This is a genomic window from Kaistia granuli DSM 23481 (genome assembly GCF_000380505.1).
GTDB classification, from domain to species: domain Bacteria; phylum Pseudomonadota; class Alphaproteobacteria; order Rhizobiales; family Kaistiaceae; genus Kaistia; species Kaistia granuli.
In genome coordinates this window covers 481721-499548 of record NZ_AQYH01000010.1, presented here as the reverse complement: position 1 = coordinate 499548, position 17828 = coordinate 481721, and the positions used below count along the sequence as shown (strand labels likewise).

Below are 17828 nucleotides of genomic sequence, written 5' to 3'. Positions count from 1 at the left end.
GCTCATGACGATTCTGTCAGGAGCCATGAAACCAACTGACACAACGTTGTCAGTTGGGTATGGTTATATTGGCAGCATCGAAAGTATCCGCGGGGATCGCGCCATGAACAGCAATGTGCTGGAAATCAGCTCCTATTCCCTCGTCCCCGGCATCGACGAACACCAGTTTGTCCGGGCCGCCGACGACACGATGGGGATCCTGCGCCGGCAGCGCGGTTTTCTCGCGCGCAGCATCGCGCGCGCGGAAAATGGCAGGTGGACGGAGATCGTTCACTGGCTCGATCGCGACTCGGCCCGCACTGCCAGCGAGCGGCTCGCCGCCAATCCCGATGCCGCCGCCTTCTCTGCCCTGATCGACAGGCCGACCTTCGAACGCGGCTACTATCCCGTCGCCTATTCCGGCTGATCCGCATGCGGCGCGCCGACCGCCTGTTCGATATCGTGCAGATCCTGCGCGGCGCCCGCCTCAGGACGGCGCAGGAGATTGCCGATCGGCTGGAAGTGTCGGTCCGGACGGTTTATCGCGACATCGACGCCCTGGTGGCGACCGGCGTTCCGATCGAGGGCGAGCGCGGCGTCGGCTATGTGCTGCGCGGAACTCTGCTGCTGCCGCCCCTCGCCTTCTCGCAGGCGGAGCTGGAGGGCCTGGCGCTCGGCGCCCGTTTCGTCGAGGCCTGGGCCGATCCCGAACTCGCCGCGGCCGCCCGCGAGGCACTGGTCAAGATCGACGCTGTGCTCCCGGAAGCGCGCCGAGGCGAGATCTGGCGCGATGCGGTCAGCGTCAATTCACCGGCCCTGATCGCCGCCGCCAATGCGCAACTGCCCCTGTTCCGGCAGGCGATCCGGCAGCGACGCAAGATGCAATTGAACTATCGCAGCGCCACCGAGGCACTGACCGGGCGAGTCATCCGACCGCTGGCGATCGAGGCCTGGGGCCATGCCTGGACGGCGACGGCCTGGTGCGAACTGCGCGGGGATTTCCGCATGTTCCGCCTAGACCGCATCGTCGATGCGTCGATCCTCGACGACATCTTCAAACCCGAGAAGGGCCGGACGCTGGCGGACTATATGAAGCGGCTGCGGGACGAGCGCGCGGGGCATCCGCCGCGCTGAACGGACCGCCGTTCTTCACCTCACCCTCTGGAGCCCCTTGCAGAACCCTGAAAGCAGTCCTGCAGCACCCCATATCCAACATCCTGAGGAGGCTTTCGGAGAAAGCCGTCTCGAAGACGCACGACCGAAGGGCAGGATTCACTTGGACTTGCACGTCCGCTCTGCCTGCTTCGAGACGCCCCTTCGGGGCTCCTCAGCATGAGAGGGACGGGGTCTGCAAAGGTCTCCTCTGAGAGAACTTCGCACAACACCGGCGCCCTTCCGCCGTCATCCCGGCGAAGGCCGGGATCCAGACACACCGGCCAGCAGCCAGAAGGCTGGCATTCGGCTTGCCTGGCCGGTGCTCATGGGCCCCGGCCTTCGCCGGGGCGACGAGGCCCTGCCGGTGCGCCGTGACCGCCTTCGATGTTCGCAAAGGCATCCCTCAGGGAGAGGCAACAAAATCCTGCCTCAGCCGCGGGGGAACTCGATCCCCATCTCGCGATATCGCTCCGGGTCGTCGCCCCAGTTCTCGCGAACCTTGACGAACAGGAACAGGTGGACCGGCCGCTCGGCCATTTCCTGGATCTCGGTGCGCGCGGCCATCGAGATACCCTTGATCGTCTCGCCCTTGTGGCCGATGACGATCTTCTTCTGGCTCTCGCGCTCGACATAGATCGTTTGCTCGATTCGGGTCGAGCCGTCGGCCTGGTCCTTCCAGAGTTCCGTCTCGACGGTCGACTGGTAGGGCAGCTCGTCATGCAGGCGCAGGAACATCTTCTCGCGCGTGATCTCGGCGGCCAGCGCGCGAAGCGGCAGGTCGGAGATCTGGTCCTCGGGGTAGAGCCAGGGACCGAGCGGAACGCGGCCGGCCAGGAAGCTCATCAGATCCTTGCAGCCATGGCCCTTGAGGGCCGAGATCATGAAGGTCTGCTCGAACTTCACGGTCGCATTGGCCTTCGCCGCCATTTCCAGCAGCGATTCGTGGCGAACCGTGTCGATCTTGTTGATCACCAGGATCTTCGGACCCTTGATCGCCGCGACCTTGTCCAGGATCTGGGCCGTCTCGCCCTTGTTGCTGCGCTCGGCATCGATCAGCACGCAGATGAGATCGGCATCCTTGGCGCCGCCCCAGGCGGTCTCCACCATGGCGCGGTCGAGGCGGCGCTTCGGCTGGAAGATGCCGGGCGTGTCGACGAAGATGATCTGCGAGGCGCCTTCGAGCGCGATGCCGCGCATGATGGCGCGCGTCGTCTGCACCTTGTGGGTGACGATCGATATCTTCGTGCCCACCAGCTGGTTGAGGAGGGTCGACTTGCCGGCGTTCGGCGCGCCGATCAGCGCGACAAAACCACAGCGGGTCGGGGTCTCCTCGGTATTCACCAGATCAGACGGCATGCGTTTCTTCTCTCCATACGCCCTGGGCACGCAGCACGGCGGTCGCCGCCTTCTGCTCTGCCTCGCGCCGCGATCGGCCCGAACCGAGGACGATAGGCATGCCCTCGATCTTCACTTCGACTGTAAAATGCGGAGCGTGGTCAGGCCCGCTCCGCTCGGCAATTTCATATTTCGGGGCGGCAAGGCCGCGGCCCTGCACCCATTCCTGCAGCGTCGTCTTGGCGTCGCGCAAGGGCCCGGTCCAGTTGAGCATGCGCTTGCGCCAGTTGCGATCGATGAAGGCGCGTGCCGCCGGCAATCCACCATCGACGAAGATAGCACCGATCACCGCCTCGCAGACATCGCCGAGGATCGCGGCCTTGCGCCGTCCGCCGGACTGCACTTCGCCGCCGCCGAGCCGGATCCAGCTGCCGAGATCGATATCGAGCGCCACTTCGGCGCAGCTCTCATTGCGTACCAACCCGGTCAGCCGGCGCGCCAGCTCGCCCTCGTCGGCATCGGGAAACGCTTCGAGGAGCATGTCGGCGATGACGAGCGCCAGCACGCGGTCGCCCAGAAACTCCAGGCGCTGATAGCTTTCGCCCGGCGCCAGATGGCTCTCCGCCACGGCGCTCGCATGGGTCAGCGCACGAACCAGATGACCGCGGCTCGAAAACCGATGACCAATCCTTTCTTCGAGACGCTGCAACGGTTCTTCGGAGGCCAAGCTCAGATCACCTTAAAAAGTCGGTCAAAACGAACGGTCCAGGGCCACTTCCAGAATTGCCAGGCCTGCGCACCCTCCTCGACGGAGAAGAACACCATGCCGGCACGGCCGACAAAGTTCTCGAACGGAACGTAGCCCACTGCTCCCAGAACGCGACTGTCGGTGGAATTGTCGCGGTTGTCGCCCATCATAAAATAGTGATCCGCCGGCACTTCATATACTGGCGTGTCGTCCGAGAAGCTGCGCGGATCGAGGTCGAGCACCGTATAGCTGACGCCGTTCGGCAACGTTTCCTTGTAGCGCGGCACATGCGTCTCGGTCCCGAACTCGTCGGTCGTCACATAGTCGTCGATCTTTTCCTTCGGCACCGGCTTGCCGTTGATCTGCAGCACGCCGTCGATCATCTGGATCTTGTCGCCCGGCAGGCCGATCACCCGCTTGATATAGTCGACGGACGGATCGCGCGGCAGCTTGAAGACGGCGACGTCGCCGCGCTCCGGCGGGGTTGCCCAGACGCGGCCCGAGAACAGGTCCGGCGCGAACGGAATCGAATACTTGCTGTAGCCGTAGGCGTATTTCGACACGAACAGATAGTCGCCGACCAGCAAGGTCGACTTCATCGAACCCGACGGAATATTGAACGGCTGGAACAGGAAGGTCCGGACGATCAGCGCCAGGATGAGCGCGTTGAAGACGATCTTGAAGGTTTCGCCCATGCCGCCGCGCTCGGCCTTGTATTTCTCGCCCGCCACGCTCATGCGTCCTTCCGATCCGTCTTTCGTGCATCCCACCGTCTGGCAGAACGTGGTTCATATCGAGTCACCGACGCCGGCGCAACGCATGGCCGGACATCGCCCAGAAATTGCGCCGCGACAAATGGGAAACCGTCAGTAAGCCGCAGGATCGGATCCCGGAAAGCCGCTTCAGACGATATCTGGCAAGGCCTCGATGATTACGAAGGCCTGCGCCAGCGGGTAGTCGTCGGTGATGGTCAGATGGATGGCGGCATGGTGGTTCGCCGGCATCATGCGGGCCAGCTGTTCGGCCGCGCCGCCCGTCAGCGCCATGGTCGGCTTGCCGCTCGGCAGGTTGACCACGCCCATGTCGCGCCAGAAGACGCCGTGGTTGAGACCGGTGCCGAGCGCCTTGGCGCAGGCTTCCTTGGCGGCAAAGCGCTTGGCATAGGACGCCGCCCGCTGGGCGCGCCGGTCGGACTTCTTCTGCTCGATCTCGGTGAAGACGCGCTCCGTGAAGCGCGTGCCGAACCGTTCGAGGGTCTTTTCGACACGGCGGATGTCGATCAGGTCGCTGCCAAGCCCGATGATCATGACAGCGCATCCGCCGTGGCGCGCGCCTCGTCCATCAGGCCGCGCATGGTCCTGATCGACTGTTCGAGGCCGATAAACACCGCCTCGCCGATCAGGAAGTGGCCGATATTGAGCTCGCGGATCACCGGGATTGCGGCGATCGGCTTGACCGTGTCGAACGTCAGCCCGTGACCCGCGTGGATTTCGAGGCCGAGGCCGGCGCCATATCGGGCGGCATCCTCAATCCGCGCGCGCTCGCGCTCGAATGCCTCGGGCCCGGCCTCGATCGCCTCGCAATAGGTGCCGGTATGCAGCTCGACGACCGGCGCGCCCAGCGCGACGGCGGCGTCGATCTGCTGGCGGTCGGCCGCGATGAACAGCGAAACGCGAATGCCGGCGCTTCCGAGTTCGCGCACCATCGGCAGGAGATGGGCGAGCTGGCCGGCGGCGTCGAGACCGCCTTCCGTCGTCCGCTCCTCGCGGCGCTCCGGCACGATGCAGGCGGCGTGCGGCTTGTGGCGCAGCGCGATGTCGACCATTTCGCGCGTCGCCGCCATCTCGAAGTTGAGCGGCAGGGCGATTTCGGCGCGCAGGCGTTCGATGTCGCTGTCGATGATGTGGCGCCGGTCTTCGCGCAGATGCGCCGTGATGCCGTCGGCGCCTGCGGCTGCCGCGAGCTGCGCCGCGCGAACCGGATCGGGATGCACGCCGCCGCGCGCATTCCGGATCGTCGCGACGTGATCGACATTGACGCCGAGGCGAAGTTCGTTGCGGACAGTCACGACGTGATCCCCTTTCACTCAATGCCGATGATGGTGGCCGTGCAGCGTTCTGCGGCGTACGGCGAATCTCTCCCGGCGCGACGACTGGAAGCCCATGGCGGCGATATAGACGAGAACATAAGAGACCGCACCCAGCACCAGTGCAATCGGTATGGCGCCGATCAGCATGGGTTCGAGGATCGGCCAGATCTCGCGCCAGGAATCGGTCAGCAGCTTGTGCGCCAAATGATCGAAATCGATAGGCTCGGGCCGGCGCCCGAACCAGCCGAGGATCAGGCTGCCGGTTTCGAAGGTGCCGAACCAGATCAACGGGAAGGTCAGCGGGTTGCCGATCGAGGTGCCGAGCACCGCGGCGAGCACGTTACCGCGCACCAGGAAGGCGGCGACGAAGCAGAGCAGGTAGTGAAAGCCGAGAAACGGCGTCATCGCCAGCCCGACGCCGACCGCGAAACCGCTGGCGATCGAATGCGGTGAGCCGGAGAGGCGCAACAGCCGCTTGCCGTAATAGCGCAGGGCACGCGCCCAGCCACCCTTGGGCCACACGAACTGGACCAGTTTCTGATGCGGCTTCAGGGGGCGGCGGCGACGGAACAGCATGAAATGCGGCAATCGCTCTCGTGGGCCTGCCTCAGGCGAGGCTGCGGCTGCCCGGCTTCACCGGGGGAATGGCGGCAAGTTCCGGCGGCAGCTGGTCGACCGGATAGGCGGGCACCTTGTAGCGCGTCAGCGCCACCAGCGGCACACCTACCTCGGCCTCGCCGTCCGAGCGGTCGATCAGGCAGGCGGCGGCGACGACATTGCCGCCAATCGCCCGGATCGCGCTGATCGTCTCGCGGATCGACAGACCGGTGCTGACGATGTCCTCGACGACAATGATGCGGGCGTTTTCCGGCAGCTCGAACCGGCGCAGGCGGAACTCGCCCTGCTCGCGCTCGACCCACATAGCCGGGACGCCGAGATGGCGGGCCGTCTCATAGCCGGGGATCAGCCCCCCGAGAGCCGGCGACACGATCAGGTCGAATTCGATGCCCGTCTCGCGGATTTTCTCGGCCAGCGCCTTGCAGAGGCGCTCGGTCCGGTCCGGATACATGAAGACGCGGGCCTTCTGCAGGAAGATCGGACTGCGCAGCCCTGAACTCAGGATGAAATGGCCCTCGAGCAGAGCGCCGGATGCGCGGAAAACGTCGAGGATTTCAGCTTGATTCATTCTGTATCCAGTCCAGATCTTGCCGTCGCGGCCGTCAGGCGTTGACGCGGTTGGCAGCGCTCACGACATGGCGTTCGCGAAGGTCGCTCAAAAGGCGATTGAGATGCTTCAGGTCCCACACCTCGAGGTCGATCGCCAGCTCCGAGAAATCGGGGGCGCTCTTGACGATGCGCAGGTTCGAGATGTTGCCGTCATTGTCGGCGATGATCTGGGCGATCTGCGCCAGCGTGCCGGGCTCGTTGATCGCCGTCACCTCGATGCGAGCGGGGAAGCGCTCGCGATTGGCGGCGTCGATATCCCAGCGCACATCGAGCCAACGATCCGGCTCGTCGTCGAAGTCCTTCAGGGCCGGCGACTGGATCGGATAGATGGTAATGCCCTCGCCCGGCGTCATGATGCCGACGATGCGGTCGCCAGGCACGGCGCCGGCCTCGGGCGCGAAGCGCACGGGCATGTCGCCATGCAAGCCGCGAATCGGGATGGCCGGCAATTCGGCCGGCGGCTCGCCGTTCGGCACGCGGAACATCATGCCCGAGCCCTTCTTCAACCCGAACCAGCCCGGCTCGCCGCCGGTGCCGTTGCCGCCCTTCGGCACGGCGGCCCGCTCTTCCTTGTGATCGGGATAGACCGCCTTCAGCACGTTGACGGATGGGATCTCGCCACGACCGACGGAGGCCAGCATGTCCTCGATATTCTGCTGCGCCAGGCGCGGCAGCGCCGCCTTCAGCCGATCCTCGGAGAAATCGCGACCGGCACGCTCGAAGGCGCGTTCGACGATCTTGCGGCCGAGACCGGCATATTGCTTGCGGATCGCGGTGCGGGCGGCGCGGCGGATCGAGGCACGCGCCTTGCCGGTGATGGCGATCGATTCCCAGGCCGGCGGCGGCACTTGCGCCTTGGAGCAGATGATCTCGACCTCGTCGCCATTATGCAGCTCGGTCGTCAGCGGCATCATGCGGCCGTTGATCTTGCAGCCGACGCAGGTATCGCCGATGTCGGTATGGACCGCATAGGCGAAGTCGATCGGCGTCGCGCCGCGCGGCAGCGCGATCAGCCGCCCCTTCGGCGTGAAGCAGAACACCTGGTCGTGGAACAGCTCGAGCTTGGTGTTCTCGAGGAATTCCTCCGGCGTGTCGCCTTCGGCCAGCATCTCGACCGTGCGGCGCAGCCAGGTATAGGCACGGCTCTCGTCGGAGAGATTGCCGTTGCCCTTGTCCTTGTAGAGCGCGTGCGCGGCGATACCGTATTCGGCGACGTCGTTCATCTCGCGGGTGCGGATCTGCAGCTCGACGCGCTGGCGGCCGGGTCCGACAACGGTGGTGTGGATCGACCGGTAGTCGTTCTGCTTCGGCGTCGAGATATAGTCCTTGAAACGCCCGGGCACGGTCGGCCAGGTGGTATGGACGATGCCGAGCGCCGCGTAGCACTCCGCCGTCGTCTCGAGGATGACGCGGAAGCCGATGATGTCGGAGAGCTGCTCGAACGAGACGGCCTTCCGCTCCATCTTGCGGAAGATCGAATAGGGACGCTTGGTTCGGCCGTAGACCTTGGCCTTCATGCCGTGCTTCTCGAGCTTCTCGCGCAGATCCTTCTCGATCTCCTCGATCAGGCTCTCATTGCGCGTGCGAACCTCGGCCAGCCGGTTGGTGACGGCGAGATGCGCCTCGGGATTGACGACGGCGAAGGCGAGCTCCTCGAGCTCCTCGCGCATGTCGTGCATGCCCATGCGGCCGGCCAGCGGCGCATAGATCTCCAGCGTTTCCTCGGCGATGCGGCCGCGCTTCTCCTCCGGCATGAAATGCAGCGTGCGCATGTTGTGAAGCCGGTCGGCCAGCTTCACCAGCAGCACGCGCACATCCTCGGAGATGGCGAGCAGGAGCTTGCGGAAATTCTCGGCCTGGGCGGCCTTCTTGGTCACCAGATCGAGGCGCTTGATCTTGGTGAGACCCTCGACCAGCCGGCCGATGTCCTCGCCGAACATGCCATCGATCTCGGAGCGCGTGGCGTCCGTGTCCTCAATGGTGTCGTGCAGCAGCGCGACCGCGATGGTCGCGTCGTCGAGCTTCAGGTCGGTGAGGATGCCGGCGACTTCGAGCGGGTGCGAGAAGTAGGGATCGCCATTGGCGCGCCGCTGCGAGCCATGCTTCTGCATGGCATACACATAGGCCTTGTTCAAAAGCCCCTCGTCGGCATGCGGATTATACCGCTGGACACGCTCGAGGAGTTCATACTGGCGCATCATGGCGCAATTTCCGAAGGCACACGAATAGGCCGGGCATAACCCGGCCAAAAGGCTATCCATTCATATAGGATAGCGAACGGGGCCAAACGACAAGCGTTTAGCCCCTGTGCGACGTGACGCCTCAGAAGTCGTCCTGCTTGTCCGGCGGAACCATGTTCTCGAGACCGCGCAGCAGGTCTTCTTCCGACATGCGGTCGAAGGCGACGCCGTTGTCTTCATCCGCCGAATCGTCGGCCAGGAGCTGCATATCCTGCTCGGGCTCGTCGACCTCGACGTATTTCTGCAGCGAATGGATCAGATCCTCCTTGAGATCGTCCGGATGGACGGTCTCGTCGGCGATCTCGCGGAGCGCAACGACGGGGTTCTTGTCGTTGTCGCGATCGATCGTCAGCGGCGAGCCGCTGGCGATCATGCGAGCACGGTGGCCGGCAAGGAGTACCAGCTCGAAGCGGTTCTCGACCTTGTCGACGCAATCTTCCACGGTGACGCGCGCCATGTCAGGTCTCCTGTTCGGGAAAATCTGGGGTTCAAGCGCGCATGAATAAGTGCGCAGCCGCCGGATTGCAAGGGTTTATACGCTTCTCACCACCTTGCCGCAGGGGACTACAGCGCTCCGGATCGCTCACAAACGAGGCATCCGGACCGTTTGCGGGAGCGGCGGACACCCTATATTGATTCGATATTGCTGTTTCGAGTCGGGCTTGGATTAGGCCTTTCTCGCTCAATCATACTATCATTGTCGTTGATTTAGATTATTGGGTCTGCACATGTTCGACGCACGCGAAAAGATCGCACTCTTTATCGATGGCGCCAATTTATACGCAGCCGCAAAGGCCCTCGCGTTCGACATCGACTACAAGAAACTCCTCGTCGAGTTCCAGTCCAAGGGCTATCTGATGCGCGCCTATTATTACACGGCGCTGTCGGAGGATCAGGAGTACTCCTCGATCCGGCCCTTGATCGACTGGCTCGACTACAACGGCTACACGGTCGTGACCAAGCCGACCAAGGAGTTCTTCGACGCCGCCGGCCGCCGCAAGGTCAAGGGAAACATGGATATCGAACTGGCCGTCCATGTCATGGAAGTGGCCGAGCATGTCGACCATGTCGTGCTGTTTTCCGGCGACGGCGATTTCCGCTCGCTGGTCGAGGCGGTGCAGCGCAAGGGACGCAAGGTGTCGGTGATTTCGACGCTGGCGACCCAGCCGCCGATGATCGCCGACGAATTGCGGCGCCAGGCCGACCATTTCATCGACCTGGTCAGCCTGCAGAACCGGATCGGCCGCGATCCGTCCGAGCGCGCCCACCGCAGCATCGAGCGCCAGCACGCGAGCAGCAACTTCGACGACGATTTCGACGACGAGAACTGAGCCCGAGCCGTCCGTGACACTGTCTTTCTCGGATCCGTCTCGTGACTGCCCGCTCTGCCCGCGCCTCGTCGCCTTCCGGGAAGAGTGGCGGGCCAAGCAGCCGGACTGGAACAATGCGCCCGTTCCCTCCTTCGGGGTGGATGACGGGCGCCTGCTGATCGTCGGACTGGCGCCGGGCCTGCGCGGCGCCAACCGCACCGGTCGCCCGTTCACGGGCGACTATGCCGGCGACCTGCTCTACCAGACGATGATCGAGTTCGGCTTTGCGCGCGGCGTGTTCGAGGCAAGGCCCGACGACAGCCTGACGCCGATCGACACGGCGATCACCAATGCGGTGCGCTGCGTGCCCCCCGAGAACAAGCCGACGACGGACGAGATCCGCGGCTGCCGTCCGTTCCTCACCGCCACCCTGCGCGCCATGCCCCGGCTGCGGGCCGTGATCGCGCTCGGCAAGATCGCGCATGACAGCGTCGTCGTGGCGCTCGGCGAGAAGATGGCGCGGCACAAATTTGCCCATCGCGCACATCATAACATCGGTTCACTTACCGTTTTCGACAGCTACCATTGCTCTCGCTACAACACGAACACCGGCGTCCTGACGACGGATATGTTCCGCGCCGTTTTCTCGGACGTGCGCGAGTTCCTCGACGCCGGCCCGCTCTAGCGCCCGCCCGCCCCGGCCTGGCAAGACGCGCCCCGAACGCGCCATTGGCGATCGGTTTCGACACAGCCTCGCCACATAGAGATGGTGTCTCCCGCTGGAAGCGGCCGGCGATCCTGGCATCCAGGCCCTTAGGAAGCGCCCTCCGCCCGAGCCCTCTGCCGGTCGAGCGCCCTTCCCCGCCGACAGGCCGCCCGGCTCCCCACCGGATCTCCAAAGCCGTCACACCTTCCAAAACGGGAGGTGCAGCAAAATAGCCACTCAAGCTTACAATCATCCATACATATCGGAAGCCTGGCTGTTTTTGAGTTACGTGAATCACCTTCCTCGCTAAGTTCACCTGACTTTCGACGAGTGATTTGGAGAAAGTCCTGTCCGCTTCCCATGGGGGGTTGCGGACAGCTCATTGGCTGGGGGAACAGGGCCAGGCACGCCGCTTCGCAGCGCTGGAAACAGCGCGGGCCGTAGGCAGCCAGGCGCCTTCCGATCCCCTGACAACCAGAGGTCAGGTTATGAACTTTAAGTCCCTTCTGCTCGGCTCGGCCGCAGCAATCGTGCTCGCAAGCGGCGCCCAGGCAGCCGATCTCACGGTCGCCGAGCCGGTCGACTACGTGAAGGTTTGCGACGCCTTCGGCGCCGGCTTCTTCTACTCCCCCGGCACCGACACCTGCATCAAGGTCGGCGGCTACGTCGAGTTCGGCACGTCCTTCGGCGGCGGCGACTTCGGCGGCCTGAACAGCTCGAACAACAACTGGGGCAACTTCTACACGGAAGTTTCGATCCAGCTGACGGCTTCGTCGGTCACCGAGTACGGTAACCTGACCGGCTTCATCGACATGCGCGCCAAGACCGGCAACGAAGCTGGCAACGCCGGCTCGCTTCAGGACAGCATCAACGAGTCGACCAAGTCGGCCTACGTCGACAGCGCCTACCTGGAGCTCGGCCCGCTGAAGGCTGGTTACTTCACGTCGCTGTTCGACTTCGGCCGCGGCTATGACGACACCGGCATGTTCGGTTCGGATTCGACCACCGATCACATCCAGCTGACCTACGCCGTCAACGGCTTCGGTCTCGCCCTGTCGATCGAAGACCAGCGCGATCGCGGTTCGTACGGCTACTTCGTCGACACCAACGGCAACGAATTCGGCAACGACAACGTTCCGGACATCATCGCCGCCGTCACCTACTCGTCGGGCATCTTCGCGGCGAAGGTCGCCGCTGCCTACACGAACTCGGCTGTTGACTACGACTTCGCCAACCCCGGCACCGCGGCTGACGGCAAGGACGGCTGGGCCATCGGTGGTGGTCTCGAAGTCGCTCTCGACAACTTCTCGGCTGGCGATCGCTTCTTCGTGTCGGCTGCCTATGGCGACAACGCCAACTCGTTCACGGGTATCTCGGGCGGCACGTCGGTCGTCGGCGCCCTCGGCCTCGACAACAACCTGTTCTCGGCCGCTTCGGGCACGAGCTGGAGCGCGCTTGCTTCGTACAAGCACGTCTGGACCCCGCAGCTCTGGTCGTCGCTCTCGGGCGGCTATGCCAGCTTCGACGGCTCGGGCTACCTGGAAGACATGAAGGTCGACGCTTGGCGCGTTGGCTTCAACACCGCCTACGCTCCGGTCAAGGGCCTCGAGCTCGTCGCCGACGTGTTCTACACGGACGTCGACCTCAAGGACGGCCCGACGCTCGCCAACTACGCGACCGACTACTCGGGCGACTCCTGGACGGCCAACCTGTTCCTGAAGCGCTCCTGGTAACAGGCCGCCTCGGCGATATCCCGTCCGGTGGCGCAATCCACCGGACGGACAGACGACAAGAGCCTCGCCGATTTATCGGCGGGGCTTTTTTTGTGTGCGATGGTCGACACGAAAAAGCCCGGCCGCAATATGCGACCGGGCTTTCCAATTCATCCGAACGTTACGAAGGGCGTCAGCCCTTGTCGCGCATCAACCGGCTCTTCTCGCGGTTCCAGTCACGCGCCTTCTCGGTCTGGCGCTTGTCGTGCTGCTTCTTGCCGCGCGCCAGCGCGATCTCGACCTTGGCCCGCCCCTTCTCGTTGAAGAAGATCTTGAGCGGCACGATCGTCATGCCCTCGCGCTGCACGGCCTGCGAAAGCCGTGCGATCTCCTTCTTGTGCAGGAGGAGTTTTCGCGGACGACGGGTCTCGTGGTTGAACTGATTGGCCTGTAGATATTCGGGGATATAGGCGTTGAACAGCCACACCTCGCCGCCCTTTTCGGCGGCATAGGAATCGCCGATCGTGCTGCGCCCGCCACGGAGAGACTTGATCTCCGTGCCGGTCAGCATGATGCCCGCCTCGTAGGTCTGGCCGATCTCGAAATCGTAGCGTGCGCGTCGATTGTCGGCGGCAAGCCGATAACGCGGATCGCCGGTGCCGCTACTCATGATTCACTGCCTTCAGTTGATCAGCCCCGCATGCGCCATGGCGCTGCGGATAGCCGTCTTGGTGGTGTCGGAAATGCCGACGAGCGGCAAGCGGACGCGGTCGTCCATGCGGCCGAGCAGCGAGAGCGCATACTTCACGCCGGTCGGGTTCGGCTCGATGAAGATCGCATGGTGCAACGGCATCAGCCGGTCCTGGTAGGTCAGCGCGCGGGCGAAATCGCCCGCCATGCAGGCCTCCTGGAATTCGGCGCAAAGACGCGGCGCGACATTGGAGGCGACCGAGATGCAGCCATGGCCGCCATGTGCCATGAAGGCCAGCGCCGTGCCGTCCTCGCCCGAAAGCTGCAGGAACTCCGGCCCCATGGCGTGACGCTGCAGGCTGACGCGGTCGAGCTTGGCCGTCGCATCCTTGACGCCGATGATGTTCTTCAGTTCGAACAGGCGCGCCATCGTCTCCACCGACATGTCGATGATCGAGCGCGGCGGGATGTTGTAGATGATGATCGGAATGCCGATGGCGTCGTTGATCGCCTTGTAGTGCTGGTACAAGCCCTCCTGGTTGGGCTTGTTGTAGTAGGGCGTGACGACGAGCACGGCGTCCGCGCCGGCCTTCTCGGCATGGCGGGCGAGATCGATGGCCTCGGCCGTGTTGTTGGAGCCGGCGCCCGCGATCACCGGAACGCGACCACCCGCGACCTCGATGGTGATCTCGACGACGCGCTTGTGCTCGGCGTGCGACAAGGTCGGGCTCTCGCCGGTTGTGCCGACGGGCACAAGACCATGGGTACCCTCGGCGATCTGCCAATCGATGAAGGAACGCAGCGCGTCCTCATCGACCGAATTCTCTCGCATCGGGGTGACCATGGCTGTGATCGAACCCTTGAACATCGCGCGCTTCCACCTGTTGCCGTCAATTGGCCGAATTCCCCCCCGATCTTGACCGAGGGTGGATCGGTCCAACATGCTCTGTTTTGTGCTCTAACTCTTGGGCGGCGAACATAATCGCTGCCCCTTGGCAGGGCAACACCTGCGCATCGGACAGCAGGCTGCGTCAAGCCTTTGTTCACCATGGCGGCTTATGGTCGGGAGTACTTGTTAGGGTGGATTGCGTCGAGTGACCTTGTCATCGCCGTATCGGGACCGTGGTCCAGGATGCGCCGCAGACGGGCGGGACATAAACGAGAGGGATGACATGGTCGTGAGAGCGGATCGCAGCTGGCAGCGTCGCGGATGGATGCTGACCCAGGTCGCAGGCTGCGCGCTGATCAGCCTCTCCATCGCGGCCGATGCGCTGGCGTCCTCGACACCGCGCCCGCGTGCCAATCCCGGTCGGGAAGCCTCGGCCGAAATCATCACCTCGGGCATCACCCCCGTCGCCAAGCCGACCCGTCCGGCCAAGGCCGGCGCCGCCTCGCAGGCGAACGACCTGGTCGAACGCTTCTCCCCCAGCCAGCTCGGCCTTGATGCCGCGCTGAAGCTGATCGACAGCGGCCAGATCGGCAAGGCGCAGGCGCTCGGCCGGATGATGCCGGACAAGACGAACCAGGACATCATCGCCTGGCTCGTCGCCCAAAGCGGCAGCCCGGACGTCACCGTCGCACAGATCACACAGGTGACGCAGGAACTGCCCGACTGGCCCAACCAGGCCCTGCTGCGCCGGCGCGCCGAGCAGGCGCTGACCCGCATGAACGCCGATCCGGCGACCGTGATCGGTGCCTTCGGCGGCACCATGCCGGGCTCGGACGAAGGGACGCTGCTGCTGCTGCGGGCCTATGTCAGCGCCGGCCGGACCAAGGACGCCGCCAATCTGCTGCGCCCGAAATGGCGCAAGGATTCGTTCTCCGAGAGCACCGAGGCGACCATTCTGAAGGAGTTCGGCTCGCTCCTGACGACGGCCGACCACAAGGCCCGGATGGACAAGTTCTTCTATGACGACGACGCGGCCGAAGGCCTTGCCATGGGCAAGCGGCTCGGCGGCGATTACCAGCACCTCGCGGCGGCCCGCGCCGCGGTGATCCGCAAGGACAAGAACGCCGGCGCCCTGCTCAACAAGGTGCCCGCCCGCCTGCGCAAGGATCCCGGCTATATCTATTCCAAGGTCCAGTTCCTGCGCCGCGGCGAAAACTACCGGGACGCTGCCGCCCTCATGCTGACGGCACCGCGCGACGGCGCAGCCCTCGTCAATCCCGACGCCTGGTGGATCGAGCGCCGCGTGCTGTCGCGCGAATTGCTCGACCTCGGCAATCCCAAGCTCGCCTACAAGCTGGTCGCGGAGCATGCCGCCGAATCGAGCAGCAACCAGGCCGACGCCGAATTCCACGCCGGCTGGTATGCGCTGCGCTTCCTGAACAGCCCTGCCACCGCACGGCGCCATTTCCAGGCGATTCAGGCCGTGTCCAGCATGCCGCTCAGCCAGTCGCGTGCCGAATACTGGCTCGGCCGGACGGCCGAGGCGATGGGCGAGAAGGCCGAAGCGCAGGCACAATATCGCCTCGCCGCCGCCTATCCGACGACCTTCTATGGCCAGCTCGCTGCTGCCAAGCTCGGCGTCAAGCAGCTGCGGCTCTCTTCGCCGCCCGCCGCCGACAGCGCGGTGCAAAAACGCTTCAACAGCCGACCGATGGTCCAGGCGGCGCAGCGTTTCGCCGCCGCCGGCTACAATGACCGCTCGCGCGCCTTCTATGTCCGCCTGTCCGAGACACTGACCAATCCGGCGGAAATGGCGCTGCTGGCACAGATGGCCGAAAAGCGCGGACAGCATCAGCTGGCCCTGCAGGTCGGCAAGAAGGCCTATACGCGCGGACTGCCGGTCGAGACGCTGGCCTTCCCGACCGCTGCCATTCCGCGTTCTGTCAAGACCACCAGCATCGAGAAGTCGATCGTCTATGCGATCGCCAGGCAGGAAAGCGCCTTCAATCCCGGCGCGGTCAGCCATGCTGGCGCGCGCGGCCTGCTGCAGCTCATGCCGGGCACGGCCAAGGTGGTCGCCAAGGCGGCCGGCCTGCCCTACTCGCTCGACCGCCTGACCACCGATGCCGGCTATAACGCCACGCTGGGCGCTGCCCATCTCGCCAAGCTGGTCGATGGCTTCGACGGCTCCTACATCATGTCGTTCGCCGCCTACAATGCCGGCCGGAGTCGCGTGATGAAGTGGGTCGAGCAATATGGCGACCCGCGCGATCCGAATGTCGACGCCGTCGACTGGATCGAGCGGATTCCGTTCAGCGAGACCCGCAACTATGTCATGCGCTGCATGGAGAACTTGCAGGTCTACCGCGCCCGCCTCGGCGAGCCGGCGCTGGTGATCAACCGCGATCTCAATCGCGGCGGCCGCAGCTGATCGACACTTCCTGAGACAGCAAGACGGGCGGGCCCCATCCCGCCCGCATCCTGAGGATCATCGCGGCGCGCTTTCACGCAAGATTTGCTGCGTCACGGCTCGCGGCGATGATCTGCAGGATCGGCTCCAGCAGGAGCCGCGCCGGTCGACGGCTCTGCCGGCGGGGCGACATCGGCCTCGGGCCCCGGACCCGGTGGCGCTGTGTTCGGCGCGGTCGTTGCCGGATCGATATCGGGTGCCGCGCTGTCGGCGGCGCCTTTCGACTTCCGGCGCGCGCGTGGTTTCGCCGGCCCACTGCGCGTGGCGGCCTCGGTCTTTGCTGCCGGCTTCGCCTTCGCCGCTGGCTTGGCCTTTGCCGCTGGCTCGGCAGCCGAGGCCCGTTTGGCCGCGGCACGCCTGGCCGGCGCGCTCGCCTCCGTCGCGATACCCTCTTCAGCCGGCTTCGCCACCTTTCGCTTTCTGGCTGGCTTGGCCTTCGCCGCAGAAGCCGTCTTCGGAACCGGCTCCGGCGCGCGCACCGGCTCGTCGGCACTGGCGAAGCGCATCGCCTGGCCAACCCAGTCCTTGTCGTCGATGGCGTCACCAACACCCAGATAGGCCGCGACCCACGCCAATTCCTGCGGGGTCCAGGACGCGATCTGGCTGAAATGGAAGATCCCAACCTCCGCCAGCCGCCCGGCATGGCGCTTGGTGAGGCCGGCGATCAGGTGCAGCGGGTCAGCCACACCCTGGCGAGGCGCCTGCAGCGGAAGGGGCCGGTAGCCGACCAGATCGCCGCGCGCCATGTCCTCGAAGGATTTCGTCGGTTCCGGCCGGGCGGGCGAAGCCACCAGGGCGAACTCGACTTCCTCCGGCCCCGCGGATGGCAGCGGGTCGACGGTGATGTGCCGGGGAACATAGGGCTCGACGGCGACATGGAGCTCCGGTGCGTCGCTCACATGGCTGAAGTCCGGCGGCGGGACTGGAACCGTCTGCGGCAGCACCGCCGGCACGGAGCCGCGCCACGGCATGAGCACGCGCTCGAGCGCCCGAACCACACGATCGATCCACCGGATGAGGCTCGCCTGGACCCGTCCCGCGCCGGTGAGCGCGATCGCCCGATGGAAGATCGAGCCGACCAGAGCGCCGAGAATGAAGCAGGCGGCCAGCGCCGCCCAGATTTCGGCCATGTGCAGCATCATGACGGCCTGTCCCCGGCGGACAGATCATCGCCCAGCCCGCGCCGGCCCGAGCCCAGGGCCCACCAGCCGACGACAAAGCCAAGACCGGCGGCGATCGCCAGGAACGGCCAGTAGTTCACGATCACATAGGCCATGC

The 17828-nt window shown here is 64.9% G+C and carries 19 protein-coding genes; 6 read left to right on the top strand and 13 right to left on the bottom strand.

Features of this window, described 5'->3' with window-relative positions; translation table 11 throughout:
- Window positions 1–4: 4 nt before the first annotated feature.
- Together G342_RS24520 and G342_RS0117450 are read left to right on the top strand one after the other, a co-directional pair.
- Window positions 5–406: a hypothetical protein gene (locus tag G342_RS24520; RefSeq protein WP_156830992.1), complete on the top strand. Its 402-nt coding sequence runs from the start codon at window positions 5–7 to the stop codon at window positions 404–406.
- 5 nt (window positions 407–411) lie between these two features.
- Entirely contained in the window at window positions 412–1113 is a 702-nt protein-coding gene (locus G342_RS0117450; RefSeq protein WP_018184459.1) for a helix-turn-helix transcriptional regulator, read from the top strand.
- Between the two features lie 450 nt (window positions 1114–1563).
- Here G342_RS0117450 and era read toward each other — a convergent pair whose 3' ends face one another.
- The 9 genes from era to rpoZ form a co-directional block, all read right to left on the bottom strand.
- Window positions 1564–2490, bottom strand: coding sequence for a GTPase Era (gene era / locus G342_RS0117445; RefSeq protein WP_018184458.1), 927 nt, complete (start codon window positions 2488–2490; stop codon window positions 1564–1566).
- Window positions 2480–3178 (bottom strand): ribonuclease III, encoded by a 699-nt coding sequence (gene rnc / locus G342_RS0117440; RefSeq protein ID WP_018184457.1) that lies wholly within the window; start codon window positions 3176–3178, stop codon window positions 2480–2482. The genes era and rnc overlap by 11 nt, the downstream gene beginning before the upstream one ends.
- A gap of 20 nt (window positions 3179–3198) precedes the next feature.
- The gene (lepB, locus tag G342_RS0117435) at window positions 3199–3954 is read right to left on the bottom strand and encodes a signal peptidase I (RefSeq protein ID WP_018184456.1); all 756 of its coding nucleotides are present in this window, start codon (window positions 3952–3954) and stop codon (window positions 3199–3201) included.
- Between the two features lie 165 nt (window positions 3955–4119).
- Window positions 4120–4524 carry a holo-ACP synthase gene (gene acpS / locus G342_RS0117430; protein WP_018184455.1) on the bottom strand — a complete coding sequence of 135 codons (405 nt, stop codon included), beginning with the start codon at window positions 4522–4524 and terminating at the stop codon, window positions 4120–4122.
- Entirely contained in the window at window positions 4521–5285 is a 765-nt protein-coding gene (locus tag G342_RS0117425; protein ID WP_018184454.1) for a pyridoxine 5'-phosphate synthase, read from the bottom strand. Before G342_RS0117425 ends, acpS begins: the two co-directional genes overlap by 4 nt.
- Before the next feature lie 18 nt (window positions 5286–5303).
- On the bottom strand, window positions 5304–5894 hold the full coding sequence (locus G342_RS0117420; protein ID WP_018184453.1) for a DUF2062 domain-containing protein: 591 nt from the start codon (window positions 5892–5894) through the stop codon (window positions 5304–5306).
- 19 nt (window positions 5895–5913) lie between these two features.
- A complete protein-coding gene (gene pyrE, locus G342_RS0117415) occupies window positions 5914–6492 on the bottom strand; it encodes an orotate phosphoribosyltransferase (RefSeq protein ID WP_018184452.1) in 579 nt (192 codons plus the stop codon).
- Window positions 6493–6526: 34 nt separating this feature from the next.
- On the bottom strand, window positions 6527–8734 hold the full coding sequence (locus G342_RS0117410) for a RelA/SpoT family protein (RefSeq protein WP_018184451.1): 2208 nt from the start codon (window positions 8732–8734) through the stop codon (window positions 6527–6529).
- Between the two features lie 121 nt (window positions 8735–8855).
- Window positions 8856–9230, bottom strand: coding sequence for a DNA-directed RNA polymerase subunit omega (gene rpoZ / locus G342_RS0117405; RefSeq protein ID WP_018184450.1), 375 nt, complete (start codon window positions 9228–9230; stop codon window positions 8856–8858).
- Between the two features lie 271 nt (window positions 9231–9501).
- Between rpoZ and G342_RS0117400 the strand changes: the two genes are divergently transcribed.
- From G342_RS0117400 to G342_RS25405, 3 genes are all read left to right on the top strand, one after another.
- The gene (locus G342_RS0117400) at window positions 9502–10104 is read left to right on the top strand and encodes a LabA-like NYN domain-containing protein (RefSeq protein WP_018184449.1); all 603 of its coding nucleotides are present in this window, start codon (window positions 9502–9504) and stop codon (window positions 10102–10104) included.
- A 13-nt stretch (window positions 10105–10117) separates the two neighbouring features.
- Window positions 10118–10768: a uracil-DNA glycosylase gene (locus G342_RS0117395; RefSeq protein WP_026304560.1), complete on the top strand. Its 651-nt coding sequence runs from the start codon at window positions 10118–10120 to the stop codon at window positions 10766–10768.
- A 509-nt stretch (window positions 10769–11277) separates the two neighbouring features.
- Window positions 11278–12522 carry a porin gene (locus tag G342_RS25405; RefSeq protein WP_018184447.1) on the top strand — a complete coding sequence of 415 codons (1245 nt, stop codon included), beginning with the start codon at window positions 11278–11280 and terminating at the stop codon, window positions 12520–12522.
- Window positions 12523–12694: 172 nt separating this feature from the next.
- Here G342_RS25405 and smpB read toward each other — a convergent pair whose 3' ends face one another.
- Both smpB and dapA read right to left on the bottom strand, forming a co-directional pair.
- On the bottom strand, window positions 12695–13171 hold the full coding sequence (gene smpB, locus G342_RS0117385) for an SsrA-binding protein SmpB (protein WP_018184446.1): 477 nt from the start codon (window positions 13169–13171) through the stop codon (window positions 12695–12697).
- Window positions 13172–13183: 12 nt separating this feature from the next.
- On the bottom strand, window positions 13184–14059 hold the full coding sequence (gene dapA, locus G342_RS0117380) for a 4-hydroxy-tetrahydrodipicolinate synthase (protein ID WP_018184445.1): 876 nt from the start codon (window positions 14057–14059) through the stop codon (window positions 13184–13186).
- Between the two features lie 304 nt (window positions 14060–14363).
- Between dapA and G342_RS24510 the strand changes: the two genes are divergently transcribed.
- Window positions 14364–16511: a lytic transglycosylase domain-containing protein gene (locus tag G342_RS24510; protein ID WP_018184444.1), complete on the top strand. Its 2148-nt coding sequence runs from the start codon at window positions 14364–14366 to the stop codon at window positions 16509–16511.
- Window positions 16512–16603: 92 nt separating this feature from the next.
- Here the strand turns inward: G342_RS24510 and G342_RS25400 are convergent, their stop codons facing one another.
- Together G342_RS25400 and G342_RS26100 are read right to left on the bottom strand one after the other, a co-directional pair.
- A complete protein-coding gene (locus G342_RS25400) occupies window positions 16604–17692 on the bottom strand; it encodes an NADH-quinone oxidoreductase subunit E (RefSeq protein ID WP_051094286.1) in 1089 nt (362 codons plus the stop codon).
- Complete coding sequence (locus tag G342_RS26100; protein ID WP_018184443.1) at window positions 17689–17826, bottom strand: hypothetical protein; 138 nt, start codon at window positions 17824–17826, stop codon at window positions 17689–17691. The genes G342_RS25400 and G342_RS26100 overlap by 4 nt, the downstream gene beginning before the upstream one ends.
- Window positions 17827–17828 lie beyond the last annotated feature (2 nt).

Coding starts and splice junctions, on each gene's coding strand:
- G342_RS24520 (WP_156830992.1), top strand. CDS start 5: ATGACGATTCTGTCAGGAGCCATGAAACCAACTGACACAACGTTGTCA.
- G342_RS0117450 (WP_018184459.1), top strand. CDS start 412: ATGCGGCGCGCCGACCGCCTGTTCGATATCGTGCAGATCCTGCGCGGC.
- era (WP_018184458.1), bottom strand. CDS start 2,490: ATGCCGTCTGATCTGGTGAATACCGAGGAGACCCCGACCCGCTGTGGT.
- lepB (WP_018184456.1), bottom strand. CDS start 3,954: ATGAGCGTGGCGGGCGAGAAATACAAGGCCGAGCGCGGCGGCATGGGC.
- acpS (WP_018184455.1), bottom strand. CDS start 4,524: ATGATCATCGGGCTTGGCAGCGACCTGATCGACATCCGCCGTGTCGAA.
- pyrE (WP_018184452.1), bottom strand. CDS start 6,492: ATGAATCAAGCTGAAATCCTCGACGTTTTCCGCGCATCCGGCGCTCTG.
- G342_RS0117410 (WP_018184451.1), bottom strand. CDS start 8,734: ATGATGCGCCAGTATGAACTCCTCGAGCGTGTCCAGCGGTATAATCCG.
- rpoZ (WP_018184450.1), bottom strand. CDS start 9,230: ATGGCGCGCGTCACCGTGGAAGATTGCGTCGACAAGGTCGAGAACCGC.
- G342_RS0117400 (WP_018184449.1), top strand. CDS start 9,502: ATGTTCGACGCACGCGAAAAGATCGCACTCTTTATCGATGGCGCCAAT.
- G342_RS25405 (WP_018184447.1), top strand. CDS start 11,278: ATGAACTTTAAGTCCCTTCTGCTCGGCTCGGCCGCAGCAATCGTGCTC.
- smpB (WP_018184446.1), bottom strand. CDS start 13,171: ATGAGTAGCGGCACCGGCGATCCGCGTTATCGGCTTGCCGCCGACAAT.
- dapA (WP_018184445.1), bottom strand. CDS start 14,059: ATGTTCAAGGGTTCGATCACAGCCATGGTCACCCCGATGCGAGAGAAT.
- G342_RS24510 (WP_018184444.1), top strand. CDS start 14,364: ATGGTCGTGAGAGCGGATCGCAGCTGGCAGCGTCGCGGATGGATGCTG.
- G342_RS25400 (WP_051094286.1), bottom strand. CDS start 17,692: ATGATGCTGCACATGGCCGAAATCTGGGCGGCGCTGGCCGCCTGCTTC.
- G342_RS26100 (WP_018184443.1), bottom strand. CDS start 17,826: ATGGCCTATGTGATCGTGAACTACTGGCCGTTCCTGGCGATCGCCGCC.